The organism is Lichenibacterium minor (genome assembly GCF_004137685.1).
Classification (GTDB): Bacteria; Pseudomonadota; Alphaproteobacteria; order Rhizobiales; family Beijerinckiaceae; genus Lichenihabitans; species Lichenihabitans minor.
Map to the genome: position 1 here is coordinate 1 of NZ_QYBB01000022.1, position 23391 is coordinate 23391.

The 23391-nt window shown below is 69.1% G+C and carries 22 protein-coding genes and 2 pseudogenes; 13 read left to right on the forward strand and 11 right to left on the reverse strand.

Going from position 1 to position 23391, the window contains the following annotated elements; all coding sequences use genetic code 11:
* Together D3273_RS29250 and D3273_RS17400 are read right to left on the reverse strand one after the other, a co-directional pair.
* The coding region (locus tag D3273_RS29250; RefSeq protein ID WP_245501241.1) for a MucR family transcriptional regulator at positions 1-635 on the reverse strand (635 nt) is incomplete at its 3' end.
* A complete protein-coding gene (locus tag D3273_RS17400; RefSeq protein WP_129228169.1) occupies positions 601-954 on the reverse strand; it encodes a hypothetical protein in 354 nt (117 codons plus the stop codon). The genes D3273_RS17400 and D3273_RS29250, both read right to left, overlap by 35 nt.
* A 295-nt stretch (positions 955-1249) precedes the next feature.
* On the opposite strand from D3273_RS17400, the gene D3273_RS17405 reads away from it, so the two are divergent.
* Positions 1250-1726: a hypothetical protein gene (locus D3273_RS17405; RefSeq protein ID WP_129228170.1), complete on the forward strand. Its 477-nt coding sequence runs from the start codon at positions 1250-1252 to the stop codon at positions 1724-1726.
* A 2-nt stretch (positions 1727-1728) separates the two neighbouring features.
* On the opposite strand, the gene D3273_RS28335 is transcribed toward D3273_RS17405, so the two are convergent.
* Positions 1729-2775, reverse strand: coding sequence for a hypothetical protein (locus D3273_RS28335; RefSeq protein WP_165359542.1), 1047 nt, complete (start codon positions 2773-2775; stop codon positions 1729-1731).
* Between the two features lie 45 nt (positions 2776-2820).
* Here D3273_RS28335 and D3273_RS17415 point away from each other — a divergent pair, with 45 nt between their 5' ends.
* Positions 2821-3915 carry an AAA family ATPase gene (locus D3273_RS17415; protein WP_281011311.1) on the forward strand — a complete coding sequence of 365 codons (1095 nt, stop codon included), beginning with the start codon at positions 2821-2823 and terminating at the stop codon, positions 3913-3915.
* A 103-nt stretch (positions 3916-4018) separates the two neighbouring features.
* Here the strand turns inward: D3273_RS17415 and D3273_RS17420 are convergent, their stop codons facing one another.
* The 4 genes and pseudogenes from D3273_RS17420 to D3273_RS17435 form a co-directional block, all read right to left on the reverse strand.
* A complete protein-coding gene (locus D3273_RS17420; protein WP_129228173.1) occupies positions 4019-4204 on the reverse strand; it encodes a hypothetical protein in 186 nt (61 codons plus the stop codon).
* A 431-nt stretch (positions 4205-4635) separates the two neighbouring features.
* Positions 4636-4718: pseudogene (locus D3273_RS29980) on the reverse strand (glutathione S-transferase family protein); the annotation flags it as partial.
* Positions 4715-5919 (reverse strand): annotated as a pseudogene (locus D3273_RS29815) (CaiB/BaiF CoA transferase family protein). The pseudogenes D3273_RS29980 and D3273_RS29815, both read right to left, overlap by 4 nt.
* Before the next feature lie 96 nt (positions 5920-6015).
* Entirely contained in the window at positions 6016-6909 is an 894-nt protein-coding gene (locus D3273_RS17435; RefSeq protein ID WP_129228174.1) for an alpha/beta fold hydrolase, read from the reverse strand.
* A gap of 313 nt (positions 6910-7222) precedes the next feature.
* On the opposite strand from D3273_RS17435, the gene D3273_RS17440 reads away from it, so the two are divergent.
* Positions 7223-8596: an MmgE/PrpD family protein gene (locus D3273_RS17440; RefSeq protein ID WP_129228175.1), complete on the forward strand. Its 1374-nt coding sequence runs from the start codon at positions 7223-7225 to the stop codon at positions 8594-8596.
* A gap of 435 nt (positions 8597-9031) precedes the next feature.
* On the opposite strand, the gene D3273_RS17445 is transcribed toward D3273_RS17440, so the two are convergent.
* Positions 9032-9688 carry an SMP-30/gluconolactonase/LRE family protein gene (locus tag D3273_RS17445; RefSeq protein WP_245501243.1) on the reverse strand — a complete coding sequence of 219 codons (657 nt, stop codon included), beginning with the start codon at positions 9686-9688 and terminating at the stop codon, positions 9032-9034.
* Positions 9689-10042: 354 nt separating this feature from the next.
* On the opposite strand from D3273_RS17445, the gene D3273_RS17450 reads away from it, so the two are divergent.
* Positions 10043-11521, forward strand: coding sequence for a catalase family protein (locus D3273_RS17450; protein WP_245501244.1), 1479 nt, complete (start codon positions 10043-10045; stop codon positions 11519-11521).
* A gap of 608 nt (positions 11522-12129) precedes the next feature.
* Here D3273_RS17450 and D3273_RS17455 read toward each other — a convergent pair.
* Positions 12130-12828: a GntR family transcriptional regulator gene (locus tag D3273_RS17455; protein ID WP_165359544.1), complete on the reverse strand. Its 699-nt coding sequence runs from the start codon at positions 12826-12828 to the stop codon at positions 12130-12132.
* Between the two features lie 161 nt (positions 12829-12989).
* Between D3273_RS17455 and D3273_RS17460 the strand changes: the two genes are divergently transcribed.
* The 9 genes from D3273_RS17460 to D3273_RS29675 all read left to right on the forward strand — a co-directional run bounded on the left by D3273_RS17460 (position 12990) and on the right by D3273_RS29675 (position 19899).
* On the forward strand, positions 12990-14030 hold the full coding sequence (locus tag D3273_RS17460) for an ABC transporter substrate-binding protein (RefSeq protein WP_165359545.1): 1041 nt from the start codon (positions 12990-12992) through the stop codon (positions 14028-14030).
* Positions 14027-15469 (forward strand): dihydropyrimidinase, encoded by a 1443-nt coding sequence (gene hydA, locus D3273_RS17465; RefSeq protein WP_129228179.1) that lies wholly within the window; start codon positions 14027-14029, stop codon positions 15467-15469. The genes D3273_RS17460 and hydA overlap by 4 nt, the downstream gene beginning before the upstream one ends.
* The gene (locus tag D3273_RS17470) at positions 15460-16224 is read left to right on the forward strand and encodes an SDR family oxidoreductase (RefSeq protein ID WP_129228180.1); all 765 of its coding nucleotides are present in this window, start codon (positions 15460-15462) and stop codon (positions 16222-16224) included. Before hydA ends, D3273_RS17470 begins: the two co-directional genes overlap by 10 nt.
* Before the next feature lie 22 nt (positions 16225-16246).
* A complete protein-coding gene (locus D3273_RS17475) occupies positions 16247-16675 on the forward strand; it encodes a GlcG/HbpS family heme-binding protein (RefSeq protein WP_129228181.1) in 429 nt (142 codons plus the stop codon).
* Positions 16672-17520, forward strand: a complete 849-nt coding sequence (locus D3273_RS17480; protein ID WP_129228182.1) for an ABC transporter ATP-binding protein — start codon at positions 16672-16674, stop codon at positions 17518-17520. Before D3273_RS17475 ends, D3273_RS17480 begins: the two co-directional genes overlap by 4 nt.
* Positions 17517-18296 carry an ABC transporter permease gene (locus D3273_RS17485; protein WP_129228183.1) on the forward strand — a complete coding sequence of 260 codons (780 nt, stop codon included), beginning with the start codon at positions 17517-17519 and terminating at the stop codon, positions 18294-18296. The genes D3273_RS17480 and D3273_RS17485 overlap by 4 nt, the downstream gene beginning before the upstream one ends.
* Positions 18297-18602: 306 nt before the next feature.
* Positions 18603-18788 carry a hypothetical protein gene (locus tag D3273_RS17490; protein WP_129228184.1) on the forward strand — a complete coding sequence of 62 codons (186 nt, stop codon included), beginning with the start codon at positions 18603-18605 and terminating at the stop codon, positions 18786-18788.
* Between the two features lie 70 nt (positions 18789-18858).
* Positions 18859-19515, forward strand: a complete 657-nt coding sequence (locus D3273_RS29670; RefSeq protein ID WP_281011315.1) for a molybdopterin-dependent oxidoreductase — start codon at positions 18859-18861, stop codon at positions 19513-19515.
* 264 nt (positions 19516-19779) lie between these two features.
* Positions 19780-19899, forward strand: a complete 120-nt coding sequence (locus tag D3273_RS29675; protein ID WP_281011320.1) for a hypothetical protein — start codon at positions 19780-19782, stop codon at positions 19897-19899.
* Between the two features lie 312 nt (positions 19900-20211).
* Here D3273_RS29675 and D3273_RS17500 read toward each other — a convergent pair whose 3' ends face one another.
* Both D3273_RS17500 and D3273_RS17505 read right to left on the reverse strand, forming a co-directional pair.
* Positions 20212-21912, reverse strand: coding sequence for a GMC family oxidoreductase (locus D3273_RS17500; RefSeq protein WP_129228185.1), 1701 nt, complete (start codon positions 21910-21912; stop codon positions 20212-20214).
* Positions 21905-23302 (reverse strand): UbiD family decarboxylase, encoded by a 1398-nt coding sequence (locus D3273_RS17505; protein ID WP_129228186.1) that lies wholly within the window; start codon positions 23300-23302, stop codon positions 21905-21907. Before D3273_RS17505 ends, D3273_RS17500 begins: the two co-directional genes overlap by 8 nt.
* Between the last annotated feature and the right edge of the window lie 89 nt (positions 23303-23391).

A 23391-nucleotide genomic window follows, 5' to 3' on the forward strand; every position in this document is an offset into this window, starting at 1 on the left:
GTCACCGACTTCTTGATCGACACGGGCGGGACCAGCTTGGCGGCCTCGGGCGCCGCCTCGGGTGCCCCGCCCATGCCACTCAACGCAGCATGGATCGTCGAGATCAGTTCCGGCAACTCGGCCGCGCGGACATGGTTCTTCGACACGTAGGCGGCGGCGATCTCTGACGTCATCTCGATCAGGGTGGCGGTTTCGGCTTCGGACATCGGCTTTCTCGCGTGATGGTGGTTGGTCCCATGCCCGGCGGTGATCCGCAAGGCGATAGACGCGCCGATGTCGCGCCTGCGGAGCCCGCTGGCGGCTTCCTCACGGTTGCCTGCCCGAATGGGCTCAGCTACCTGCGAAGGCTTCCCACAAACGAGCCCGCGCCCATGCTGAGACTCCGGAAGACGATCGACGCCGCCGGCAGGCGAGCCAAGCTCGACGATTGCCTTGCGGCTGTCCGGCGCGAAGGCGAGGGTGCCGAAGCGGACCCCTTCGACGACGCCATGCTGGCGGCCGTGGCTGGCCTCGCGGAGGCGATGAAGGCGGAGGCCAATGTGTTGGCCGAGATTGAAGCGCGGCACAGGAAAGCGGCGTGGAAAGCGTGAGGCAGGAACCTCACGCAAGATCGGCTCCGCCTCCACGGTCTTCATCACTCGGCCGATTGAGGGTGCTGACGCGGACGAAGACTAGCAGTGGTGCGAAGCCGCTCCATCGGAACTCGGTTGCCACCCGAGGGTTGGCCTGTGCCCGCCGGCTGAAAGAGACGATACACGCCACGATGCCGAGCGGGGGAGGTGACACCATGAACCGCATCACGATCATTGCCGGCGCGACTGCCTTCGCGCTGCTGGCCGCTTCGTCGGTCCAAGCCGCCAGCGCTGCCAACTCGCAAAACGGAACGGACTCGTCCAATCCGAACGCCACCCTGTCGCCGCCGACCAGCACGTCAGCCATGCCGGCCACGAACATGCCGATGGGAAGCTCCTCCGCGGACGGCACGGCCGTCCCCAATGGTGCCGGGACAGGCGCTGCCGGGGCGATGAACCCAAATGCTGGAACAGGCACCGCGCCGGGTGCCGGCATGGGTGGTGGGGCCGGTACGGGGGGCGGAACGTCCAAGTAGACGTTTCTCGCGACAGGGGCTCGACGTGAAGCGCCTGGCCCTTACCGTCGCGGCTTTCGCCATAGGCCTCATTGCCCGACCGCGCCGGGCGCGGTAGCCTCGACTACCCCGATGCGATCGGGGTAGCTCGGACTCAAGCTCATGTGCCTCCGTCTCGCCCTCTCCGCCATCACTTTTGTGGTCGCCGTGGGGCCGGGGTGGGCGGCACAGAAACAGGTCAGACCGATAGGGCTGGTGATCTTGTCTGGCACGTGCACCAAACTCATTGTAAACGGAAAAGATCAAACAAGTGAATGCGGTAACAAAATTCTGAATACGGACTATTCCGATAGTAGGACCGGTTTCTACTTTACCACTAATTCTGACTTAGTCCTTACATTGTCGGGAATCGGTGACCGGCAAGTGAAACTTGATGCAAACAATGTCGTTATGCCGATCGACATGGTCATATTAGGTCTGAAAGAGCAGAATGACCCCGTGACGGTTGTCGGAACCTGCAAATTCGCCAATCCATATTTAGGCCCTGTACTAGTCACATGCAAGGCCGAAGGTGCTCTTGGCACCTTCGAGGGTTCCTTCATGACTGATGGATCTAAGCCAAACCGCAAGGTCTTCTGACCCTACGCCAATCCACTGTTGACCTGTGCCACCTCCCGGCTTCGGGCGAGGTGCCGCTCGATGTCCGCCATGAGGCGCGGCCCGTCCTGAGCTGCGGTGTGGACCTGCATGCCGTGAATCGTCGTGGTGTTTGTCGAGCTGTGGTCGTTGTGGTTGGTCACGGCGTGCGTGTAATTCGACGCCATGGAGCGACTGCGGAAGCCTTCACGTAGGTTCTCCGTGTGCCGCATCGTACGGTCCATCGCCTCGTAAACATGGCTGCGATGGGGTCGGCTACTCTTGCCGATGCGCTCCGCGCTGCGCTCCGTCACGTCAACGGGGACCGGGCCGCTGCCGTGCGTGGTGAGCCGGTTGGCGTGCCCGATCGCCGCTAGCGCGCGGTGCAGCCCATAGTGGGCGGCTACGCTCGGGTCTCGCGCCCGCATCGCATCGGCGAGCTTCTGATGCGCGGCGTCGAGCGGCTTCGGTGCGTACCTCGGATCGCGATGATCCGTGGTTCTGACCGCCCCGTCGGCGCCGCGCGCCATCCATGACGGCAGCGGTTTGCCGTGCTCCACGTAAATGCCGTTCGGCCCGGCGACGCGGTTGGGATGCCTTTCCGCTGCCCGCATCGCATCCGCCAACTTCTGATGCGCGGCGTCGAGCTGTCCCGAACGCTCCAGGTCGCTCAGGGCGTTCGCGGTGCCGTGCTGGTGCTGCTTGTCGAGGGCGTAGGGGGCCGTGGCCGTGACGACGGGCTTCGGGTGCTCGGGTTGCGGCGGAGGGGCTGCGGGCTGCGCCTGAACGGTCGGCGTTGGCGGGGTGTTCTGTTCCTTGAGGTAGGGGCCGATGAGAGCATGGTCGCCGGAACGGGAATGCCCATCGGCGAGGCGGCGCCGTGCGTCCAGGGCCTGCTGATCCGTGACGTGGTTCGGGGTGGGCGCGGGGGGAGATACTGGAGCGGAAGGCTGCGCGGGCGGCAAACCACCCTTGGCCGTGCTGTCGAGCCGCGCGAGGGCGTTGGCGTGGGCCGAATGCGTCATGCCTTCGACATGGCTGGCTACCGTCATGCCTGGCCGATCGCTGGCATTGTAGCGCCCGACGTCGGTAACAGCATGAGCAAGGGCATGACGAAGCTGTTCGACGCTTGGCGCAAGAAGGCGGAGAAGGGTCCGATCATCCTGTTCGTGGACGAGATCGACACCATCGGGCGGCGGAACGGCAACGGCCACAACGAGAGCTGGTTCACGTCGGTCATCAACGCCTGGCTCGCGTTCCTCGACGGCGCCGTCCCGCGCGACGGGATCGTGGTCGTGGCGGCCACGAACCACCCCGACCGCGTCGACCCGGCCCTGCGCAGGCCCGGTCGGCTGGACCGCCACGTCGAGCTGCCCATGCCCGACGTGGCGGCCCTGACGTCGATCGTGCGGGCGCACCTCGGTGCCGACGCGGTGCTGACCGACGACGAGCTGGCGGAGGCGGCGCGCGCGTGCCGGGGGCGTTCCCCGGCCGAGATCGGGCTCCTGGCCCGCGAGGCCCGCCGGATCGCGCGGTGGTGCGGACGTCGGGTCTGCGCGAGCGACCTGACGGACGTCGTGGCGATGGGGCGGGCGGACGAGGTGCCGGAGACCATGCGGCGCATCGCCGTCCACGAGGCGGGCCACGCGGTGGCGGGGGTGCTTCTGGATGCCGACACGCTGACGTGCGTCGACCTGGACGCGGGGCGGACGAGCTACACGCGGCTGAGCATCGACACCCCGACGGCGCTGGACAAGCGCGTCGTCATGATGCTGTCGGCCAGGGCGGCTGAGCAGGTCCTGCTCGGCGAGGTCAGCACCGGGTGCGCCCGCGACCTCGAGGACGCCACCCTGCTCGTCAGCGACATGCGGGCGACCTGGGGCATGGGCGACGCGGGCCTCGTCAGCATCGCCACGGCTGCCACCATCCACGACCCGCGGCACCAGGCCTACGTGCGCAGGACGCTCGACGCGGCCTACGCGAGGGCCGTCGAGCTGATGACGGGCGGCAGGAACGCGGTGGAGCGGGTGGCCGACGCCCTGCTCAGGCAGCGCTACCTCGACGCGGACGAGGTGCGGGCCTTGGTGGCGGGTCCCATGGCAGGTCCCCCGCGCGTGAGGCGGACGGCGCCGATGATGGGCGGTGCGATCAAGCGCGTCGTGGGCGGGCGTGCGACGGGCCCGGACGTGTAGACCAAGGGCCGTCCGGGGAGACTCGGGCGGCCCGTGCTTTTGGCGGCATTGTCCCGGATTTTGCCCCCAGAAACCGACGTAGGGAATGCCAACTCTTGGCGCTCTAAGTTTCGTTCGGCCTCGTCTCGTCCCACACGGGCGCCCAGCTCTCCGGCACGTAAAGGTGCCCTTCGACGACGACCTCGGGGCGGGCCGCGTTGCCCGCGTGGAGGCTCTCCCAGGGCCTTCCGCGCCACCAGACGACCTCGCCCGCCATGTAGGTGCGCAGGCAGGACCACCCGTCGTCCACCAGGGGGCGGCGGTCGTCCAGGCGGTGGACGACGGCGCCCCCCGGTCGACCCCGGGGCCGCGTCGTGGAGCGGGGACGGGGCCGCGTCAGTGTCGAACGTCACGGGCGGCATGAATGGGAACTGTGCCTCTCTCCGAAGGTCAGGAACGATGGTGGACATCGGTGCGCGAGCCCACCCTCGTACAGCCGCTATCGACCCAAGTCGGTCGTTCGGCGCCGATTTGGCCTGCTCCTAAATCTGACGTTCAGGACCATCGCAAATCGCTGCTGGAGAACCGAACCGGTCACCGATCCGACCGGTGTTGCGCTCACGACCGCGCGGATTGATTGAACAGGATGCGGCGCTCCTCCTCGGTGGGCGGGGCGGAGCGACGTAGCTCCTTGGCGAGGTCGACGCTGCGCTGCACGGCCGAACGGTCGCGGACCGGGACCACACGATAGGGCAGCCCCGTCTCCTCCACATGATCGACACCTTCCAGCCGTTCGGCGTCGGCCAGTAGTAGAAGTCGATCATGCCTCGCCCTCCCGCTCCGCCCCGAAAGCGCCCGCGCGCCGCCAAGTGGCGATCTCTTCGTCGCCAACGACCGCCTCGCGCAGCACCGCTTCCGTGTCGGCCCCGTAGGCCGGCGCGGGCGCGCCGATCGCCGCCGGGGTGCGGGAGAAGCGTGCGGCGGGGCGCGCATCGCGCACGCGGCCCGCGCTCGGGTCGTCGAACTCCTCGACGATGCCGTTGGCCCTGACCTGCGGGTCGTCGAGCGTGGCGTTGCGGGTCAGAACGGGCGCGCAGGGCACGCCCGCCGCGGCGAGCCGCTCCAGCCACTCGGCGGCTGGCCTCGCCCGCAACACCTCCTGCGTCAGGGCGAGGCGGTCGTCGATGTTGCGCTGTCGATCGGCGACGGTGCGGAAGCGGGTGTTATCCAACCAGCCGGGACGATCGACGGCCCGGGCCAGGGCGTGCCATTCACGGTCGGACTGCACCGCGACGCTGATCGGCGTGTCGGCGGTGTCGTAGATGAGGTCAACGAAGCTCGCCGCCTCCTGCTGGGGCAGGCTGTCGCCCACAGGGTCTGGCTGCCCATGTCCGAAGCCCACAGGAACGCCACCACAGCATCGAGCATCGACAGGCGGACATGTTGGCCCTCGCCGGTGCGGGCCCGGGCGAAGAGCGCCGCCGTGACGGCCTGTGCCGCCACAATGCCTATGAGTTTGTCGGACAAGATTGTTCGCACGAGGCGCGGCCGCTCGTCATCCGACCCGGCCTGAACGGAGGCGAGGCCCGACACGCCCTGCATCAAGGGGTCGTAGACCGGCTTGCCGCGGTAGGGCCCGTCCTCGCCGAAGCCGCTGATCGACACGTAGATGATCGTCGGCGCGACGGCGCGGACCGCCTCCTCCCCGACCCCGATGCGCTCGGCGACGCCGGGGCAGAAGTTCTGCACGAAGACGTCCGCGGTGGCGGCGAGCCTGAGAAGCACCACGCGGCCCGCCACGGTCTTGAGATCGATCACCGCGGAGCGCTTCGAGCGGTTGTTGTGGAGAAACGAGGCCGAGACGCTGCCGCGGCGGTTGGCGCCGGCGCGGGTGTGGTCACCGCCGCCCGGCGCTTCGACCTTGATGATGTCGGCGCCCTGGTCGCCCAACATCATGGTGGCGAGCGGCCCCGAGATCATCGAGGTCAGGTCCAGGACGCGGATGGAGTCGAGCGATCCAGGCATCTGCGACAGTGCTCGGCAGCGGTCCCAATTCAATCGGGTCGCTCCGGGCGCTGTTCCGTCGCTGGTCGGCCCCGGGCTGAGGCGAGGCCTCCCCGCTCAGCCGAGGAAGCGGGACAGCTCGGCGAGCAGGGCCGTCGGGTTCTCCTCCGCGATCCAGTGACCGCACCGCGGGATCCCGGCGACCCGGACGTCGGAAGCGACCTCGCCCAGCATCTTCTCCGCGATCGGCAGAAAGAAGCTCGACGTCCCGCCAAGGCCCAGCACGGGCATCTTCAGCCTGCCGCCCTCGGCCAGCGCGGCCCGGTTATCCTCGCCGTCGCGGTCGAAGGCGCGGTAGACCTCGAAGCCCGCACGCATCGCGCCGGCGGCGGCGAAGGCCGACGCGTAGACGTCGAGATCCGCCGGTCCGATCGCGCCCTGGTCATAGGCCAAGCGCTCGAAGAAGTGCTGGAGGTACTGCCGCTCCCTCCCGAAGGTGAGCAGTTCCGCGAGGTCGTTGTCGGCGTTGTGGAAGAAGAAGTGCCACATGGCGGCGCTGCGCAGCCGCGGCGTGGCGACCAGCGCGTCGTAGGCCGCGGTGCCGGGCAGCGGCGCTTCCATCAGCACCAGGCGTTCGACGCTCTTCGGATAGGCGCTGGCGAAGGCATAGGCCACCATCATCCCGATGTCGTGGCCGACGAGCGCGATGGGCTCATTCACGCCGAGATGGTCGCCGAGCAGGACGTTGACGTCCCGCGCCATAGTGCGCTTGTCGTAGCCCTCCTGCGATTTGGAAGAGGCGCCGGCGCCGCGATAGTCCGGTGCAATCACGCGCCATCCGGCCGCGGCCAGTGACGGGATGACGTGGCGCCATTCCCACCAGGTCTGCGGGTAGCCGTGCAGCAACACGATCGTGCGCGGTCCCGCTCCGGCCTCGACGTAGTGCATCTTCACGCCCGGCTGCAGCTCCGCCGTGCCGTGGGTGACCTGTAGATTAGCCGCCTTCGTCATGGTTTGCCTCTCTACTGCTTCCGCCGCTGGTTTACGCACGCCCGCCAACGTGGTCCCCCAATCGATGGGTTCACGTTCCAACGGCGTGCACCACCATCAGCATTCCGGACTGGTTCTAGCCCTGGCACAGCGCCATCGTCCTTTACCCTCGGCAGCGATGGCGATCCCGCCTTCCGCCGCCCCTCGGTCGTAACGACGTAGACGCGCTACGGCGGCTTGCAGTTGGGGTCCTGGGGGATGGGACAAGCGTCAGCTTCGCAGTGATCCAGATCCAGATCCAGGGTGTTGGGCGTCCGATTGGGAGGTCCACCGTATGCCAGACAGCTACACCGTCGAGCATATCGCCCGCTTCGCTCATCGTGCGGACGGCATTGCCATGCCGGCCGAGGCGCGCGACCGCCTGAAGCGCAGCCTGCTTGACGCGCTCGGATGCGCCATCGGAGCGTTGGGAGCTGGCCCGGTCCGGGCCGTGCGGGCACTGGTCGAAGATTTGGGCGGGGCGCCGCTCTGCACGCTGATCGGCGGCGGGCGGTCCTCGCCCGACCGCGCCGGCCTCTACAACGGTTGCCTCGTCCGCTACCTCGACTTCATGGATAACACCGCTCGGCAGGGCGAGGTGTGTCACCCGGCCGACAATACCTCCGCCGTGCTGGCCGCCGCCGAGCACGCGGACGCCTCCGGTGCCGACTTCCTCACGGCGCTCGCCGTCTCCTACCAGGTGCAGACGCGACTGCTCGAACTTCCTACCATGCGGGCCGGCGTCAATTACACGACCCCGCTGGCCTTCTCGGTGGCGGCCGGGGCCGGCCGCGTGCTCGGGCTCGATGAGGGGCGCCTCGCCCATGCGCTGGCCCTGGCTGGCGTCGGCGCCGTGTCATTGGCCACCATCCAGGCCGAGCCGGTTTCAAACTGGAAGGGCCTGTCTTCGGGCGAAGCCGCGGGGCGAGCACTCCACAACACCTATCTGGCCCGCAACGGCATCACGGGCACGCTCGGGGTCTTCGACGGGCCGCTCGGGTTGTTCCAACTCGTCGATGCCCGGCTCGACACGGATTGGGAGCGGGAGAAGCTCGACATCGGACTGCAGGTTTCGATCAAACGGCACAATGCCGAGTTCCAGTCGCAGACCTCGGTCGACCTCGCAATCGAGCTACGCGACGCCCACGCGCTCGCCGGAGCCGCGATTGAGCGGGTGATCGTCGAGGTGGCGGATGGCGCCTACGAGGTGCTCGGCGGAGGCAAGTACGGCCCAAAGCTCGACTGCCGCATCAAGGAGCAGGCGGACCACAACCTCCTCTACCTCGTCGCCGTGGCGCTCCTCGACGGCGAGGTTTGGCCCGGGCAGTTCGCCCCGGAACGCATTCTGCGCGACGATGTTCAGGCGCTGCTGCGCAAGGTGGTCGTAGGGCCCGATAGTTCCTTCACTCGCCGGATCCCGGGCGAGATGCCCGTGCGCATGACAGTCCAGCTCGCTGACGGGCGCGCCATCACAGGCGAGAAGACAGACTATGAGGGGTTCCACACGCGGCCGCTCTCCTGGGACCAGGTGCGGGGCAAGTTCGACCGGCTGACGACGGGCAAGCTCGACCCCGCCCTCGGTCGCGACATCGCGGATGCGGCCCAGGGCATCGACAGCCTCGCGGTCCGAGAACTCACCGCGCTGCTGGCGCGCGTGCCGGCGGATTAAGGGCTCGAAATCCGCCGGATATCCTTTGGCATGACGAGCCGGGCGTAGAGCTCGACGGCCGGTATGGCCCGGCAGACGCCTACGGTCCGGTCAGTCGCCGAAACGGCGCATTAGCTGGTCGGCCGACGCGATGAGCCCCGGACGCCCGAGGTTGCGCACCACGCGCCGCATGGCTTCCCAGGCCCGCGGCGGGTCGAAGGCGGGCAGGCCTTGAACCGCTTTCGCGAGGGGACTCGTGATGAGGCCGGTGGCTGCCTCGCCCGTGTAGGAGTATCCGAGCTCGGTCTCGCCGCCGGCCTCCACTTCGCATAGGATTAGCGTGGTGCTTTCTCAGGAGCAAGGTGCCGTCCGCCTCCGGCCGGTCGGTCGGCACCGTGAAGGCCGAGGCCCGGACAGCGCCGATCGTCGGCGCCGAACCCTTGTCGCGTATGCCCGTCACTCGAGGTCGATCGCCAGCAGGTAGTCCGTCGCGGCCACGAAAAACCGTTTCTTGCCTTTTCCGCCAAAGCAGCAGTTCGCCGGCGTGGACGGGGTCGGGAAGAAGCCGAGCTTGGTCCGGTCCGGCGCGTAGATCTGGATGCCGTCGCCCGAACTCGACCAGACCCAGCCGCGCTCGTCCACCGCGAACCCATCCGGGTACCCGTGGTCGGTGCGCAGGAAGAAGCGCCGGTTGGACAGCGTGCCGTCCTCTGCCACGTCGAAGGCGATGATCTCGTGCGTGTCCTTCTCATGGCCGCCGATGATCTCGCCGAGCGAGCGCGCCGTGTCGGACACGTAGAGGGTGCGCCCGTCGGGCGAGAAGAACAGCCCGTTGGGCTGCTCGAAATCGGCCATCCGCCGCAGGTCCTCCGTGGCGGGATCGAAGCCGTAGACGCTGCGGTGGTCGAGGTCCGGCTCGACGATCGATCCCTGGTTCGGCATCAGGATGCCGAAGGTGGGGTCGGTGAACCAGATCGCCCCGTCGGCCGCCACTGTCACATCGTTGGGCGAGTTGAGGCGCTTGCTATCGTAGTGGGTGACGATCGGCACGGCGCCGCCCCGCCCGTCCGAGCGGCTGATGCAGCGGCGGCCGTGCTCGCAGTGGACCAGCACATCCGGACATGCTGCTATAAGGCAAGCGCCTCATCGGGGTGATGGGCGGCGGCGGCCAGACACCGGCTTTCCATCGCAGCCTGATATACCTTCAGGCGCAGGGCCTGTTCCCGCTCGAAAAGCTAGTGCGGACCTACGCCTTCGCGGACGTGAACCAGGCGATCGACGACAGCGATGCCAGGACAGTGGTCAAGCCGATCTTGACGATGCCGTAGACCGGGACGGAGGCGAAGGGCCGCCGTCGGTCGTCAAAGCCCGGTAGGACCCTCCCTTTGAGCGGGTTCGTTGGATTATGGATCGAGCCTGCCGGCATCGGCAGCAGGGGTTCCCGACGCAAGATGAAGGAAGACGACCTTGAAATCTCGTGACATGGCGCGTGGCTTGGCTTGGTTTGGGATCGGGCTTGGGGTGGCCGAAATGCTGGCGCCCAGGGCCGTAGCCCGCGCCACAGGATTGGAGGGGCACGAGAAGCTCCTGCGGCTGTTCGGAGCTCGCGAGATCGCCTCGGGCATCGTCATCCTGGTGGCCGAGGACCCGGAGGCACGACTGTGGACGAGGGTCGCCGGTGACCTTCTCGACGGCCTGCTTCTGTCCGCGGGCATGAGGGCCGGCAATCCTCACCGTCACCGTGCCGTGTTGGCGACCGCGATCGTCGCCCCGGTGGTGGCGCTCGACGCCCTGTACGCGCGCTATTCGTTAGGCCGCGAAGCGGCCGAGTACCTGCCCGCGCCGGCCGCCGAGCCCCTCCCATCGGCTGACGCGTTCGTTCGTTATAGTGACGGAGTCGAAAGTGTCTCCGAGGACGAGGAAGCGACGATCAACGCCATCCTCGCCTCCACGCATCGCCTGCACGAGCGCACGCGGGCCAAGTTCGGGCAAGCCGTCCGGGTCTCGCATGCCAAGGCGCACGGCGTCGCGGTGGGCGAACTCATCGTCGCCGACGATCTGCCGGCGGTGTTCGCCCAAGGAGTGTTCAAGTCCGGCTCCCGCTATCCCGTCATCGCGCGGCTCGCCAACGTGCCTGGCGAGATCGACCGCGACGCCGTCGCGACGCAAAGAGGGATGGCGCTCAAGTTGCTCGGGGTCGAAGGCGAGAGATTACCGGGCCACGATGCGGCCACTCAGGACTTCGTGCTCGACTCGGGTAACCGCTTCGCTTCCGGCACCGCCACCCAGTTCCTGATGAACCACCGGCTGCTGGAGCACGCCCCGCAGGTCCCGGATATGATCAAGGCCGCTGTCTCGACGGCCTCCCGCGCCGGCAACAAGGCCCTGCACCAGTTGCGCGGGGACAGCCCCACCCTGGACTTCTTCGGCCACAGCCGGGTGCATCCCATGGCCGAGGCCTACTTCACCCAGGCGCCGATCCGCTACGGCGATTATGTGGCGAAGCTCGCCGTCGTGCCGGTGGCACCGGCTCAACGGGCGCTCGACGGCACGGCCGTCGACCTCCGCGACCCCGATGCGTTGCGGACCGCGACGGTCGGCTACCTCCGCGATCACGATGCCGAGTTCGAGATCCGGGTCCAGCTCTGTACGGACCTCGACACGATGCCGGTCGAGAATGCCAGCGTGGAATGGTCGGAGGAGCAGAGCCCCTACCGCACGGTGGCGCGGCTGCGCCTGCCCCGGCAGGAGGCCTTTAGCTTGGCCCGGCGTGCCTTCGTCGATAACCTGTCATTCTGCGTGTCGCACGGGCTCTCGGCCCACCGGCCGCTCGGCTCCATCATGCGGGCCAGGATGCGCGCCTACCCTGTAATGTCGCGTCTACGCCGCGAGACGAACGGCGTAGCCCTGCTGGAACCGATATCGATCGGCGACGTGCCGCTTTAAGCCGAGCACGATCGCTGGAGACGATGGTGATCCCGTCGCATCTGCGGGCTCACGGCCACGGCCACGGCCACCTGCTCAAAACCCGATCTGCCCGGGAAGCCCGCCGATCTACAATAGGCCAATTCTTGCCGAAGCGGCAACGTCTGCTTCAGCCCGACGCCGTCAGAAAACGGCCGTTCCGCTGCCCACCCGCTTCCGCTGTCCGGCCGGAGTCGACCCTTTATGGTCGTTCGACCGTCCGATGCAGTTTCTTCGAAGCGGTCGTTTAAGAGCGCGTTTCACCCCCCCCCCCCGCTCCACGAGTTCCTCCTGGCCACCGGATGTGCTTCATCTCACGACAAAGATCTGCGCCTTGGCGGCGTTAGCCTTCCCCTCGCCCCGCAGGACGGCCAAGCTGGCCTCGATCCGGAGACCGCCGCCAGGGTCCCCAACATGTCCCTGAACGCCGGGACGACGACGGCGTGGGCCTCCAACCAATTGCACGCGATGTTCGTGGTCCCCCTCTCGAGTGGTCGTCGGGCGTGACGTCACCCAACTCCACGACGTCAGACGGACCCGAGAACCTCGCCGGATCCCCCGTCCGTGGAGGCTCCGATCGTCGCGCCTTTCTACCCTGCCGCTGTCCCGAAGACGCCCAGCATGTCGAACGACACCGGGCGGCGTCGGTCGAGCGCGATGCCGGCCTCCAACTCTCGGATATGGTCCCGCATCAAAGAGACGGCCGCCTCCGCTCGCCGCGTCCTACACAGGGCGATGAGGTCGCCGTGATGGTCGTGCCATCCTTGAAGGCCGCTTCGGTTCTCGAAGAGCGCGATCACGAGGCTGGTCCGGGCGACGAGCAGGCGCACCTGCTCGGCCAGGATGGCGTTGCCCGAGAGCTCCGCCATGAGGAGGTGGAAGCCTCCCGAGAGGTGGATAGCCTCGCGCATCCGGCCCTCCTGACGGAGCGCCTGCTCCTCGGCGAGGTTGGTCGAAAGGCGAGCGAGCGCGGCCTCGTCGGCCGTACGGGCGACGGCTTCAGTCGTCCCGGCCTCGATCGCGAGACGGGCCGCAAAGATCTGGCGGACCTCGTCGGCCTCAGGTGCGGCCACGTAGGCACCGCGGTTGGGGAAGACCACGATCAGGTCTTCCCAGGCAAGGCGCTGAAGGGCGAGCCCCACAGCGCGCCGCCCGATCCCGAAGGCTTCCACCAACGCCATCTCGGTTAGCTTCGTCCCAGGCAGCAGGCGCTGGTCGACGATCGCGTCGAAGAGATGCCGGTAGGCATCGTCGACCCCCTCGACCTTCGGCCGGGTCCGGTCGTTCATGACGCCGACCATTCGCCCAGGTTGCTTCGACATCGACTACTTCACTGGTTCAGAGGCATTCAGATTGAGCGCAATCCTACATGGAGGTCTGCGTGCCGTATAGCGCACACCTGGCACAGGGGTTGCTGAGAGCACTCAGCCCCTCTGCCGAAGGACTCCGCATGTCTCCCGTTTCGCTCACGCGACGTACCATGATCACGGCGCTCGTGGCGTCACCCTTCGTGCTGCGCGCGGGGCCGGGCCGGTCCGCGGCCGCGACCAACATCAGGTTCTCCTTCTCGGCTCCCTTCGACGGATCCAACGCCGCCTTTCTTCTGGGAGATAGTCGGGGCTGGTACGCCGAGGCCGGGCTGACCTGCCAGTTCGACTCGTCCGGCGGCGCGGCCGAGGTCGTGTCGCGGGTGGCGTCCGGCGTCTACGACGCCGGCATCGGCGACATCAACGTCATGTCGGAGTTCGACGCCAAGAACCCCGGCCAGGCGATCAAGGTCGTCTACATGATGTACTACCGCAGCCCGCTCAGCGTCTGCACGCTGGCGAAGTCCGGCATCGCCACGCCGGCCGACCTCGCGGGGCGGAGGGTCGGCGCCGCGGCGACGGACGGCGCCTACCGGCTGTTCCCGGCTTACGTGAAGGCGACGGGGTTCGATCCCTCGGCCATCAAGTGGGACATGGTGGGGCTGCAGTTGCGGGAAGCGGTGCTGTCGCGCGGCGACGTCGACGCCATTCTGGGCTTCGACTCCACCATGGACTTCGGCCTGCAGAAGACGGGCATCAAGGCGAACGAGATCCGCTTCCTCTACTATTCGGACGCGGGGCTCGACCTTTACGGCAACGGCATCATGGCGTCGCAGAAGCTGCGCACCGAGAACCCGGAGGCGCTGCGACGCTTTATCGCCGTGACGGCGCGGTCCTGGCAGGCCGCCATCCAGGACCCGGAGGCCGCCATCGCGGCACTCAAGGCCCACTCGCCGCTGATCAACTCGGCACTAGAACTTGAGAAGCTGCGCTGGGTCATCAAGAACCAGCTCACGACCCCGGAGTCCCAGGCCGACGGGCTCGGCGGCATCAGGGCCGCCCGACTGGCCAAGGTGCTGGACACGCTCGCCGCCACCTACGCCCTGCCCACCACGCCGAAGCCGGACGACGTCTTCGATCCCGCCTTCCTCCCCTCCGCCGACCTGCGGAGGCTGCCGGCGTGACGTTCGACCTCGTCATCAGCGGCGGCACGGTGGCGACGGCCGCAGACGTGGTGCGGGCCGACGTGGGCATCGTCGGAGGCCGCGTCGTGGCGATCGCCGAGCGCCTGAGGGGCGGCACCCGCACGGTCGACGCCGGGGGACGGCTGGTGCTCCCCGGCGGCATCGACGCCCATTGCCACCTTGATCAGCCGCAGGCGCCGGGCCTCGCCTCCAAGGGCGCCGCAATGGCGGACGGCTTCCGCTCGGGGAGCATCAGCGCGGCCTTCGGCGGCACCACCACCATCGTGCCCTTCTGCGTGCAGCACCGGGGCGGCTCGGTGACGGCCGCGGTCGCTGACTACCACCGGCGCGCCGAGGGCGAGGCGGTGATCGACTACGCCTTCCACCTGATCGTCAGCGATCCCACGCCGGCGGTGCTCGGCCAGGAACTGCCGGCCCTGATCCGGCGCGGCCATGCGAGCCTCAAGGTCTACATGACCTACGAGGCGCTGCACCTGTCGGACCGCCAGATCCTCGACGTCCTCGCCACGGCCCGCGAGGAGCGGGCCATCGTCCTCGTCCACGCCGAGAATCACGAGGTCCTCACCTGGCTCGCCGAGCGGCTCGAGGCCTCGGGCCGAACGGCACCGAAGGAGCACGCGGCCTCGCGCCCGCTCCCCGTCGAGCGGGAAGCCACGCACCGGGCCGTGACGCTCGCCGAGGTCGTCGGCGTGCCGCTCGTGGTGGTGCACATCTCAGGCGGCGAGCCCTTGGAGGAGGTGCGGCGGGCGCGGGCACGCGGCCTGACCGTCATCGCAGAGACCTGCCCGCAGTACCTCATGCTCACCGCCGCCGACCTCGACCTGCCCGACATGGAGGGCGCCAAGGCCATGTGCAGCCCGCCGCCGCGCGACACCGCCGCTCAGGCGGCGCTGTGGCGCGGCATCGAGGATGGCACGGTCGACATAGTCAACTCGGACCACGCCCCCTACCGCTTCGATGCCGGGGGCAAGCTGCGCGGCGGCCCCGGCACCTCCTTCCGCGGCATCGCCAACGGCTTGCCGGGGCTGGAAACCCGCCTGCCGATCCTGTTCAGCGAGGGGGTGGTGAAGGGGCGGATCGACCTGCAGCGCTTCGTGGCGCTGACGGCGACCAACAACGCGAAGTTCTACGGACTGCATCCGCGCAAGGGCACGATCGCGGTCGGGGCCGACGCCGACGTCGCGATCTGGGACCCGGAGAAGCGCGTAACGATCCGCAACGCGGACCTTCACCACGCCGTCGACTACACGCCCTTTGAGGGGCTTGAGATCCAGGGCTGGCCCGAAACGGTGCTGAGCCGCGGCGAGGTCGTGGTCGAGGCCGGCGCGCTGAAGGCGCAGCCGGGACGGGGTCGTTTCCTTGAGCAGCGGACCTCCTCGGCCTATCGTCCCCAGGGAGGGGCGTCCTCATGGACCTGAACATCTCCGGGCGGCGAGCCCTGGTGCTCGGCGGCAACCGCGGCATGGGCCTGGCCATCGCCAAGGCGCTGGCTACGGAGGGCGTACACGTCACCGTCGCGGCCCGCGACGTCATCGCGCTGACGAGCGCCGCGGCCGAGATGGGCGGTGGCGCCCGGGGCTTGCCGCTCGACCTCGCCGACACCGCCTCCCTCCCGGGTTTCGCCGCGGCCGTCGGCGCGGTCGACATCTTGGTCAACAACACCGGCGGCCCGCCCTACGGCGGCGCCGTCGGGCGGGAGCCGGAGGATTGGGAGGCGAGCTTCCGGTCGATGTCGCTCTCGGTGATCCGCCTGACCGACCTGTTCCTGCCCGCCATGCGGGCCGCTGGCTGGGGGCGGGTCCTCACGCTGGTCAGCACCGGCGCCGTGCAGCCGATTCCCGTGCTCGGCATCTCCAACACGCTCCGCGCGGGGCTGATCGCCTGGTCGAAGTCCCTGGCCCCCGAGGTCGCCCGCGACGGCGTCACCGTCAACGCGTTGATGCCGGGTCGGATCGGCACCGATCGCGTGCACCTGACGGACGAGGCCACGGCGGCGCGCGAGGGCCTCGCCGTGGAGGCCGTGCGGCAGCGGTCCTGGGCGCAGATCCCTATGGGCCGCTACGGCACGCCGGAGGAGGTCGCCAGCGTGGCGGCCTTCGTCTGCAGCGACCTCGCCGCCTACGTCACCGGTGCGGTATTCCGGGTGGACGGGGGCTTCGTGCGCCATGTGTGACCGCCCTACGGAGACTCCAGGCATGATGCTCCGCCCCGCGGTCAAGCTCACCCACGAGGGGGCGCGTAACGTCCTCGACGCCGCCGTTGCGGCTGCCGCCGCGATGGGCGTGCCGCAATGCGTCGCTGTGGTGGACGAGGGCTGCAACCTGCTGGCCTTCCTGCGGATGGACGGCGCGCGGGTACTCTCGGTCGAGAGTGCCATCCGCAAGGCCATGACGGCCGCCACCACGGGCCAGCCGAGTGGGCTGCTTTCGGCCGAGAAGGCTCCGGCCCTCGCCGCCGCCACCGACGGGCGCATGACGAAACTGAAGGGCGGGCTGCCGCTCCTCGTCGACGGGCAGGTGGTGGGTGGCATCGGGGTCGGGTCGGGCTCGGGCGACCAGGACCTGGAGGTGGCCGAGGCGGCCGTCGCAGCCTTCCACGCCCTGCTGAGGGAGGAGCCGTCATGAGCCTCGCCGTGGCGGTTGAATTTCTCACCCCGATGCCGGCGCGGCGCATCGTCCAGCTCGAGGACGTCAAGGTGCGCTTCGGTGCTGGCCCCACCTCCTTCCTGGCGCTCGACCGCACCAGCCTCACCGTGCATGCCGGCGACTTCGTCGCCATGGTGGGTCCCTCGGGCTGCGGCAAGTCGACGATCCTGAAACTCGTCACGGGCCTGCTGCGCCCGACCGAGGGCGAGGTCTTTGTGGCGGGCCGGCAGGTCGGCGCCGAGCGGGTCGGCGTCGGCATGGCGTTCCAGAACCCCACCATGCTGCCCTGGCTGACCATTCGCCAGAACGTCATGCTGCCGCTGAAGATTGTCGAGCCTTACCGCTCCGCCTTCCGCGCCGAGAAGAACGGCGCCTTCCGCGACCGCGCCGAGGCGCTGCTCGCCAAGGTGGGGCTGTCGGGCTTCGGCGACCGGCGCCCCTGGGAACTGTCGGGCGGCATGCTGCAGCGCGCCAACCTGTGCCGCGCCCTCATCCACGAGCCGAAGCTGCTGATGCTCGACGAGCCCTTCGGAGCGCTCGACCAGTTCACCCGCGAGGAGCTCTGGTCGATCCTGCAGGCGCTGTGGATGGAAGCGCGCCCGACCGTCTTCCTCGTCACGCACGACCTGCGCGAGGCGGCCTTCCTGGCGACGCGTATCTTGGTGATGAGCGCCCGGCCCGGGCGCGTCGTCGAGGACCGGGACGTGGGCTTCGTCCGGCCGCGCACCATCGACACCACCTACGAGGAGGGCTTCACGGCCCTGACCCACGGGCTGCGCTCGTCCATCATGGCGGCCCGACAAAGCGAGGCGAAAGCGTCATGACGGTCACGGCCCGCCTGCGCGAGCACCTGAACTCCGCCCTCCTGATCGCGGGCATCTTCGTCGCCTGGGAACTGGCCTGTCTGCTTTTCCACGTCAGCCCCATCGTGCTGCCGCGCCCGAGCCAGGTCGTCTCGACGCTCGTGGTCGACATGCCGGCGCTGTGGCCCAACATCCTGCAGACGCTGTTCACCACCCTTGTCGGCTTCGTCGGCGGCATGACGATCGGCGTCCTGCTGGGCGTCCTCGTCGGCGTGTCCCGCACCGCCTACAACACCGCCTATCCGCTGCTCGTCGGCTTCTCGTCGATCCCCAAGGTCGCGGTGGTTCCTATCTTCGTGCTGTGGTTCGGGTCCGGCACCATCCCGGCGGTGCTCACCGCCATGACGACTTGCCTGTTCCCGATCGTGGTCAACGTGGCGACCGGCCTCGCCACCACCGAGCCCGAGATGGAGGACGTTCTCAAGGCGCTGGGCGCCACCCGCTGGCAGGTGCTGTGGAACGTCGGCCTACCCCGCGCCATGCCGTACTTCTTCGCCTCGCTGAAGATTGCCGTCACCCTCGCCTTCGTCGGGACAGTGCTGTCCGAGACCGTGGCGTCCAACAGCGGTATCGGCACCGTGATGATGATGGCCAGCGCCAATTTCGACGTGCCCCTCGCCTTCGCGGGCCTCTTCGCCCTGGCGATCCTCGGCATCATCCTCTACGCGGTCTTCGCTGTGATCGAGCATCGCATTTGCGGGTGGGCGAGCCGAAAGACCGAACTCGCCACAGGTTGAACATGAGCGCATCCCGGGCAGGGAAAGTGTTCTTTCGATTTCAGCTTTGGCCTGTTCTGCTGATCAGGAGTACGGGCTTCATCGCCTGGACTTTCCCAATGTGACGTCTTCGACGGTGGCCGGCCCTGCTTCGAAGCAGCTGCTCAGTGCGACCGGCCGGAATCGACCCATGCCGGGCGTTGTGTATCGGTGTAGCGCTCCTCTGAAGCGGTCGTTCGCAAGTCCTGATGCGACAGCTCATGTCGAATCAGCGATGTGTCGTCTCTTCTCGCCTTGAACACGCTGCGCTCAGTCGGCTTCGTGCCTATGGCCACCCTCGTTGCCGCGGCCGCCAACGCACTCACCATCCTGTCCATAGCGGCGTTCGGCCTCGGCCTCGACTTCCTGGTGGTGACCAGAGCGGGGCTGTGCGTCGCCGGTGCGGCGACGCTGTCTCTCGCGGCCCTTGGCGCGCTGAGCCTCGGCCCGATCCGCGTCCTCGGACTCGCCTGAATGCCCTGCCGGCTCGGCCGCAACCGGGGACCGCCCCGAACCATTCCGCCCGCAGCCCGAGGAGGATCCCGTGTTCAACCCGTTCCGCAAACATCCTGAGTTGATTGTGCACGGCGCCTATCCGCTCAATGCGGAGCCGCCGCTGCCGAAGCTCCGCGACAGCTATCTGACCCCGCAGGATCTCCTCTACGTGCGCTCGCATGGCGACATCCCCAGGCTCGACGGCGCGGCCCACCGCGTGAACGTCGGGGGCCGGGTAGCGCGGAAGCTGTTCCTGTCGCTCGCCGACGTGCGCGTCATGCCGTCCCGCACGGTGCGGGCCGTGATGCAGTGTGCCGGCAATCGCCGCCCCGACCTGCGCGCCGTGAAGCCCGTCAAGGGCGACCCCTGGGCCGCGGGCGCCATCGGCTGCGCGGACTGGACCGGCGCGCCGCTCGCCGCCGTGTTGGAAGTCGCTGGCGCCGAAGCGGGCGATGGGCTGCACGTCGCTTTCACGGGCGCCGACGTCTGCCAGCCGAGCGACGGCGGCGCGCAGTGCGGCGTGTCACTGCCGATGTCGAAGGCGCTTCACCCCGACACGCTGATGAACTACGCGATGAACGGCGAGCCGCTCGCCTCCGAGCACGGCTTCCCACTGCGGATCGTCTCGCCGGGTTGGGCAGGGGTTCGCAGCCCGAAGTGGCTCAGCGCGATCTCGGTGCAGGACCGCCCGACTGGCGCCCATTAGCAGGCTGCAGACTACAAGCTGATCCCGCCCGACATGCGTCCAGACACCGAAGACCTTTCGCGCGGGCTGACTATCGAGGCCATGCCGCTCAACTGCGCCGTGACATCGCCTGGGCCCGGGGCCGAGCCGAAGGCGGGGCGCGTCGACGTCTCGGCCGACGGCGGCCGGACCTGGACGTAGGCGACTCTCGAGGGCCACGGCGCCTTGCGCTGGGGCTGGACCTTCTGGCTCGGCACGCTGGACCTGTAGCCCGGAGATCACGAGATCTGTGCCCGCGCCTGGGACGCGGCCGGCCAAACGCAGCCGGCGCTGCCCGACGATACCTGGAACTTTAAGGGCTACATGTCCGCCGCCTGGCACCGCCTTCGCGTGACGGCCGCGTGACCACAGCGCAGCCCGACGCCTCGGGCGACGACGGCCCGGCTGCCCGAAGCAGCCGAACCGGACACAGCGCGGTCCTGCCGCGAACCGAGCCTTCCTGTCGACCCGATCGGGACGCGGGACATCTGCGGGCCGCGCTCCCGAACAGCCGTTCGAGGAACGCTGCCCCGCTGCCCCACGCACCGTGCGCAGCGCACCGATTCGAACCCCGGGCATCGGTGCCCCGAGCGGACGTCACCCGTCCGATTCCCCCGCGGGCCCGAGCGAACGCCGTCGGCCGCACGGGTGGAACCTCGTCCCGCGCAGGGGCACGCTTCACCCCAATCCGAACCCGGCGGCGATCTTCTCGGCCCCCATGATGACGGGGATGTTGGTGTTGGCGCTGGGGAGACGCGGCATGATCGAAGCGTCCGCCACCGTCAGCCCTTCCAAGCCGATGACGCGTCCTCCGGGGTCGACGACGGCTTCGAGGTCGTGAACTCGCCCCATCCGGCAGGTCCCGCTGGCGTGCCAGACGCCGAAGACGTTGCCGCGGACGTAGTCGTCGAGGTCGTCACCCGCGCGGCACAGCGACGCCAGTTCGGCTCCCCCCGTGAGAGTGCGCAGCATCAGCCGTCGGAGCGGTGGGGGGCCGTCGAGCAGGCGCGCCAGCACCGCCGTCAAACGCGCATTGCGCGGCGACACCGCGCTGAGCCGCTTGATCGCAGGAGAGAAGCTCGCCGGGAAAAGCTCACGGGGGTTCGGATTGAGGTGCGGCGACACGGCGAGGCCGACCAGCATGCGGACGCCCGAGGCGAGGCGGTCGAGGTCGCGCGGGTCCGACAGGAGGCCGAGGTCGATGTCCGGCGATCCCACGGGGTCCGACGGACGGAGGCGGAGCCGTCCGACCGAATGGGGCTGGTTCACCCATAGGAAGTAGAGGCCCAGGCTCCGGCCGAGCGCGTGCCAGCCACCCCGCGCCGCGGCCGTGAGGTACATGTCCGAAGCGCTGCCGCCGGGCCGCCCGGACGAGTAGCGCAGGGCGAGGAAACTCGCCCTTCGATAGTCGTCGGAGAGCCGCAGGGCGCGCGGCAGGTATTGGGCGATGGTCAGCGCGGGGTGGTCGCGCAGGTTGGCGCCGACGCCGGGCCGGTCGGCCACCACAGCGATCCCGCAGTCCCGGAGGTGTGCGGCGGGCCCGATGCCGGCCCGCAGCAGCAGGGTCGGTGAATGGAGGGCGCCGGCGCAGAGCACGACGTGCCGCGCCCTGACGGCCCGGTCGGAGCCGTCCGGGCGACGCAGGACCGCGCCCGTCACGCGGCGTCCCTCCGTCGAGAGCGCCCGGACTTCCGTCTCGGCCGAGATGACGAGGTTCGGGCGCGCGCGCGTCGCCGCATCGAGGTAGGCGGCGGCGGCCGACACCCGGGCGTCGTCCCGGTTGGAGAAGGCGGTGGGGAACAGCCCGTCGGCGAAGTCGCCGTTCTGGTCGGCGCGGCGCGGCAGGCCGCTCGCGTCGAAGGCCCGGGCGGCGGCTTGAGCGAAGGGCGGCCAGTCGGCTTCGAGGATGCGCCTGATCGGCAGCGGCCCGTCCCGGCCGTGCAGCGGGCCGCCGAAGTCGAGGTCCGTTTCCAGCTTGCGAAAGAAGGGCAGCACGTTGTCCCAGCCCCAGCCGGTGGCGCCGAGCGCCGCCCAGGCGTCGTAGTCGCGCGGCAGGCCCCGGTTGGCGGACTGGACGTTGATGCTCGACGAGCCGCCCATGACCCGGCCTTGCTCGTAGGCGCGCCGCCTTGGGCGGCCGGCCGCGTCCGTCGTGGCGACGGCGTCGAGGCCGGGCCAGACGTAGCGTTCGCCGTGGAACAGCGGCATGGGATAGCTGTCGAGGATCTCGGGCGGCACCCGCCCGGGCGGCGTGTCGACGCCGGCCTCCGCCAGCAGCACGCGGCGGCCCGGATCTGCCGACAGGCGGTTCGCCATCACGCATCCGGCCGATCCGCCGCCGATCACGAGCACGTCGACCTCGGAAGGCAGCTCAGCCATGGGTCAGCCCCGCGGCGGCGCGCCAGTCGGCGGCGGGGTCGATGACGGCGGCGAGGTCCATCTCCGCTTGGCCCGGGACCGCGATGCGCTTGAACTTCATGGGCGGCGCGCCGACCGGCACGGTGGCGTCGAGGCCCATCTTGGCGCCGACGCCGTCGCGGGCCGAGGGGTCGAGCTTCGAGCCTTGCGCTTCCGCGACGACGACGAGGTCGCGGTCGGCCTGGAACCGAGTCGCCACCGCCCATTCCACCTCTTGCGGATCATGGATGTCGACGTCGGTGTCCACCACCACGGCATGTTTGATGTCGTAGTGAGCCGCGAAGGCGCCGAGCAGGACGTTTTTGCCCTCTCCGTCCTGCGTCTTCCGCAATTTGACGTAGAGATGGTAGCGGCCGACCCCGCCGAGCGACAGGTGGACGTCCTCGACCCCCGGAAAGCTGCGCCGCAGCGCGGCCAGGATGGTCGCCTCGCGCGGGATGGCGCCCAGCAGCAGGTGTTCGAGGCCGCCCCCCACGATCATGTGGAAGATCGGAGCCTCGCGGTGCGTCACGGCGTCGACCTGCATCACGTGCCGCTTGGCGCGCTCGCCGTAATATTGCGGGAACTCGCCGAAGGGCCCCTCGGGCTCGCGCACCTCGGGCAGCAGGCGTCCCTCGATGACGATCTCGGCCTCGGCCGGGACGCGGACGCCGTTGGTGAGGCACCTGACGACGTCGAGCGGCGCGCCCGTCAGCGTGCCCGCGATCTCGAGCTCGTCGTGGCCGAGCGGCACGATGGCCTGCGACGCCAGGAGGCAGGCGGGATCGACGCCCACCACCAGCGCCACTTCGAGCCCCCGGCCGGCCGCCTCCGCCTTGCGGTAGAAGCTGTCGGTGTGGCGGGGTAGGACTAGCACGCCGATGCGGTCCGGCGCGCTGATCTGACAGCGCAGGATGGCCACGTTCTGCACCCCCGTCTCGGCGTCGCGCGAGATCATCAGGCCGGCCGAGATGTAGGGGCCGCTGTCGTGCTCGTTCAGCGTCGGCACCGGCAGGAGCTTCAGGAGATCGATGCCGTGCCGGTGGACGACCTCCTGGGCGGGGCCGCCCGGCAGCTCGCGCCACGGCATCGGGTCGGCGGCGGCCCGGGTGAAATGGGCGACGAGGGCGTCCTCGGTCGTGCCGAGCGCTTCGGCCATCCAGGCCCGGCTCGACACGAGCCCCGACACGATCGTGCCCTCGCCGCCGCCGGGCCGCGGGAACAGCGTGGCGCGCGTGCCGTCGAGACGGTTGGCGACGGCGGCGGCCTCGTGCTTCAGGCCGATGCCCGGGCGGGCCACGGCGAGCCGCCCGTCGGCCGACAGACGCTGAAGCCACGCGCGGAGCGATCGGACGGGGGCGGTTCGGCTCATGAGGCTCCTCCAGGCGACGATCTCGCGTGTCTTCCGGGGATCAGCGGTAAACCGCGTTTGGGGCGCTGAAAAATCAGGAATAATGATCC

Bases quoted from the DNA above. Each gene is read 5' to 3' on its own strand.
- D3273_RS17470 (WP_129228180.1), top strand. From the start codon at position 15,460: ATGGACCTGAACATCTCCGGGCGGCGAGCCCTGGTGCTCGGCGGCAAC.
- D3273_RS17485 (WP_129228183.1), top strand. From the start codon at position 17,517: ATGACGGTCACGGCCCGCCTGCGCGAGCACCTGAACTCCGCCCTCCTG.
- D3273_RS17475 (WP_129228181.1), top strand. From the start codon at position 16,247: ATGATGCTCCGCCCCGCGGTCAAGCTCACCCACGAGGGGGCGCGTAAC.
- D3273_RS17500 (WP_129228185.1), bottom strand. From the start codon at position 21,912: ATGGCTGAGCTGCCTTCCGAGGTCGACGTGCTCGTGATCGGCGGCGGA.
- D3273_RS17455 (WP_165359544.1), bottom strand. From the start codon at position 12,828: ATGAACGACCGGACCCGGCCGAAGGTCGAGGGGGTCGACGATGCCTAC.
- D3273_RS17435 (WP_129228174.1), bottom strand. From the start codon at position 6,909: ATGACGAAGGCGGCTAATCTACAGGTCACCCACGGCACGGCGGAGCTG.
- D3273_RS17405 (WP_129228170.1), top strand. From the start codon at position 1,250: ATGTGCCTCCGTCTCGCCCTCTCCGCCATCACTTTTGTGGTCGCCGTG.
- D3273_RS17415 (WP_281011311.1), top strand. From the start codon at position 2,821: ATGAGCAAGGGCATGACGAAGCTGTTCGACGCTTGGCGCAAGAAGGCG.
- D3273_RS28335 (WP_165359542.1), bottom strand. From the start codon at position 2,775: ATGACGGTAGCCAGCCATGTCGAAGGCATGACGCATTCGGCCCACGCC.
- D3273_RS17440 (WP_129228175.1), top strand. From the start codon at position 7,223: ATGCCAGACAGCTACACCGTCGAGCATATCGCCCGCTTCGCTCATCGT.
- D3273_RS17490 (WP_129228184.1), top strand. From the start codon at position 18,603: ATGGCCACCCTCGTTGCCGCGGCCGCCAACGCACTCACCATCCTGTCC.
- D3273_RS17460 (WP_165359545.1), top strand. From the start codon at position 12,990: ATGTCTCCCGTTTCGCTCACGCGACGTACCATGATCACGGCGCTCGTG.
- D3273_RS17505 (WP_129228186.1), bottom strand. From the start codon at position 23,302: ATGAGCCGAACCGCCCCCGTCCGATCGCTCCGCGCGTGGCTTCAGCGT.
- D3273_RS17400 (WP_129228169.1), bottom strand. From the start codon at position 954: ATGTTCGTGGCCGGCATGGCTGACGTGCTGGTCGGCGGCGACAGGGTG.
- D3273_RS17480 (WP_129228182.1), top strand. From the start codon at position 16,672: ATGAGCCTCGCCGTGGCGGTTGAATTTCTCACCCCGATGCCGGCGCGG.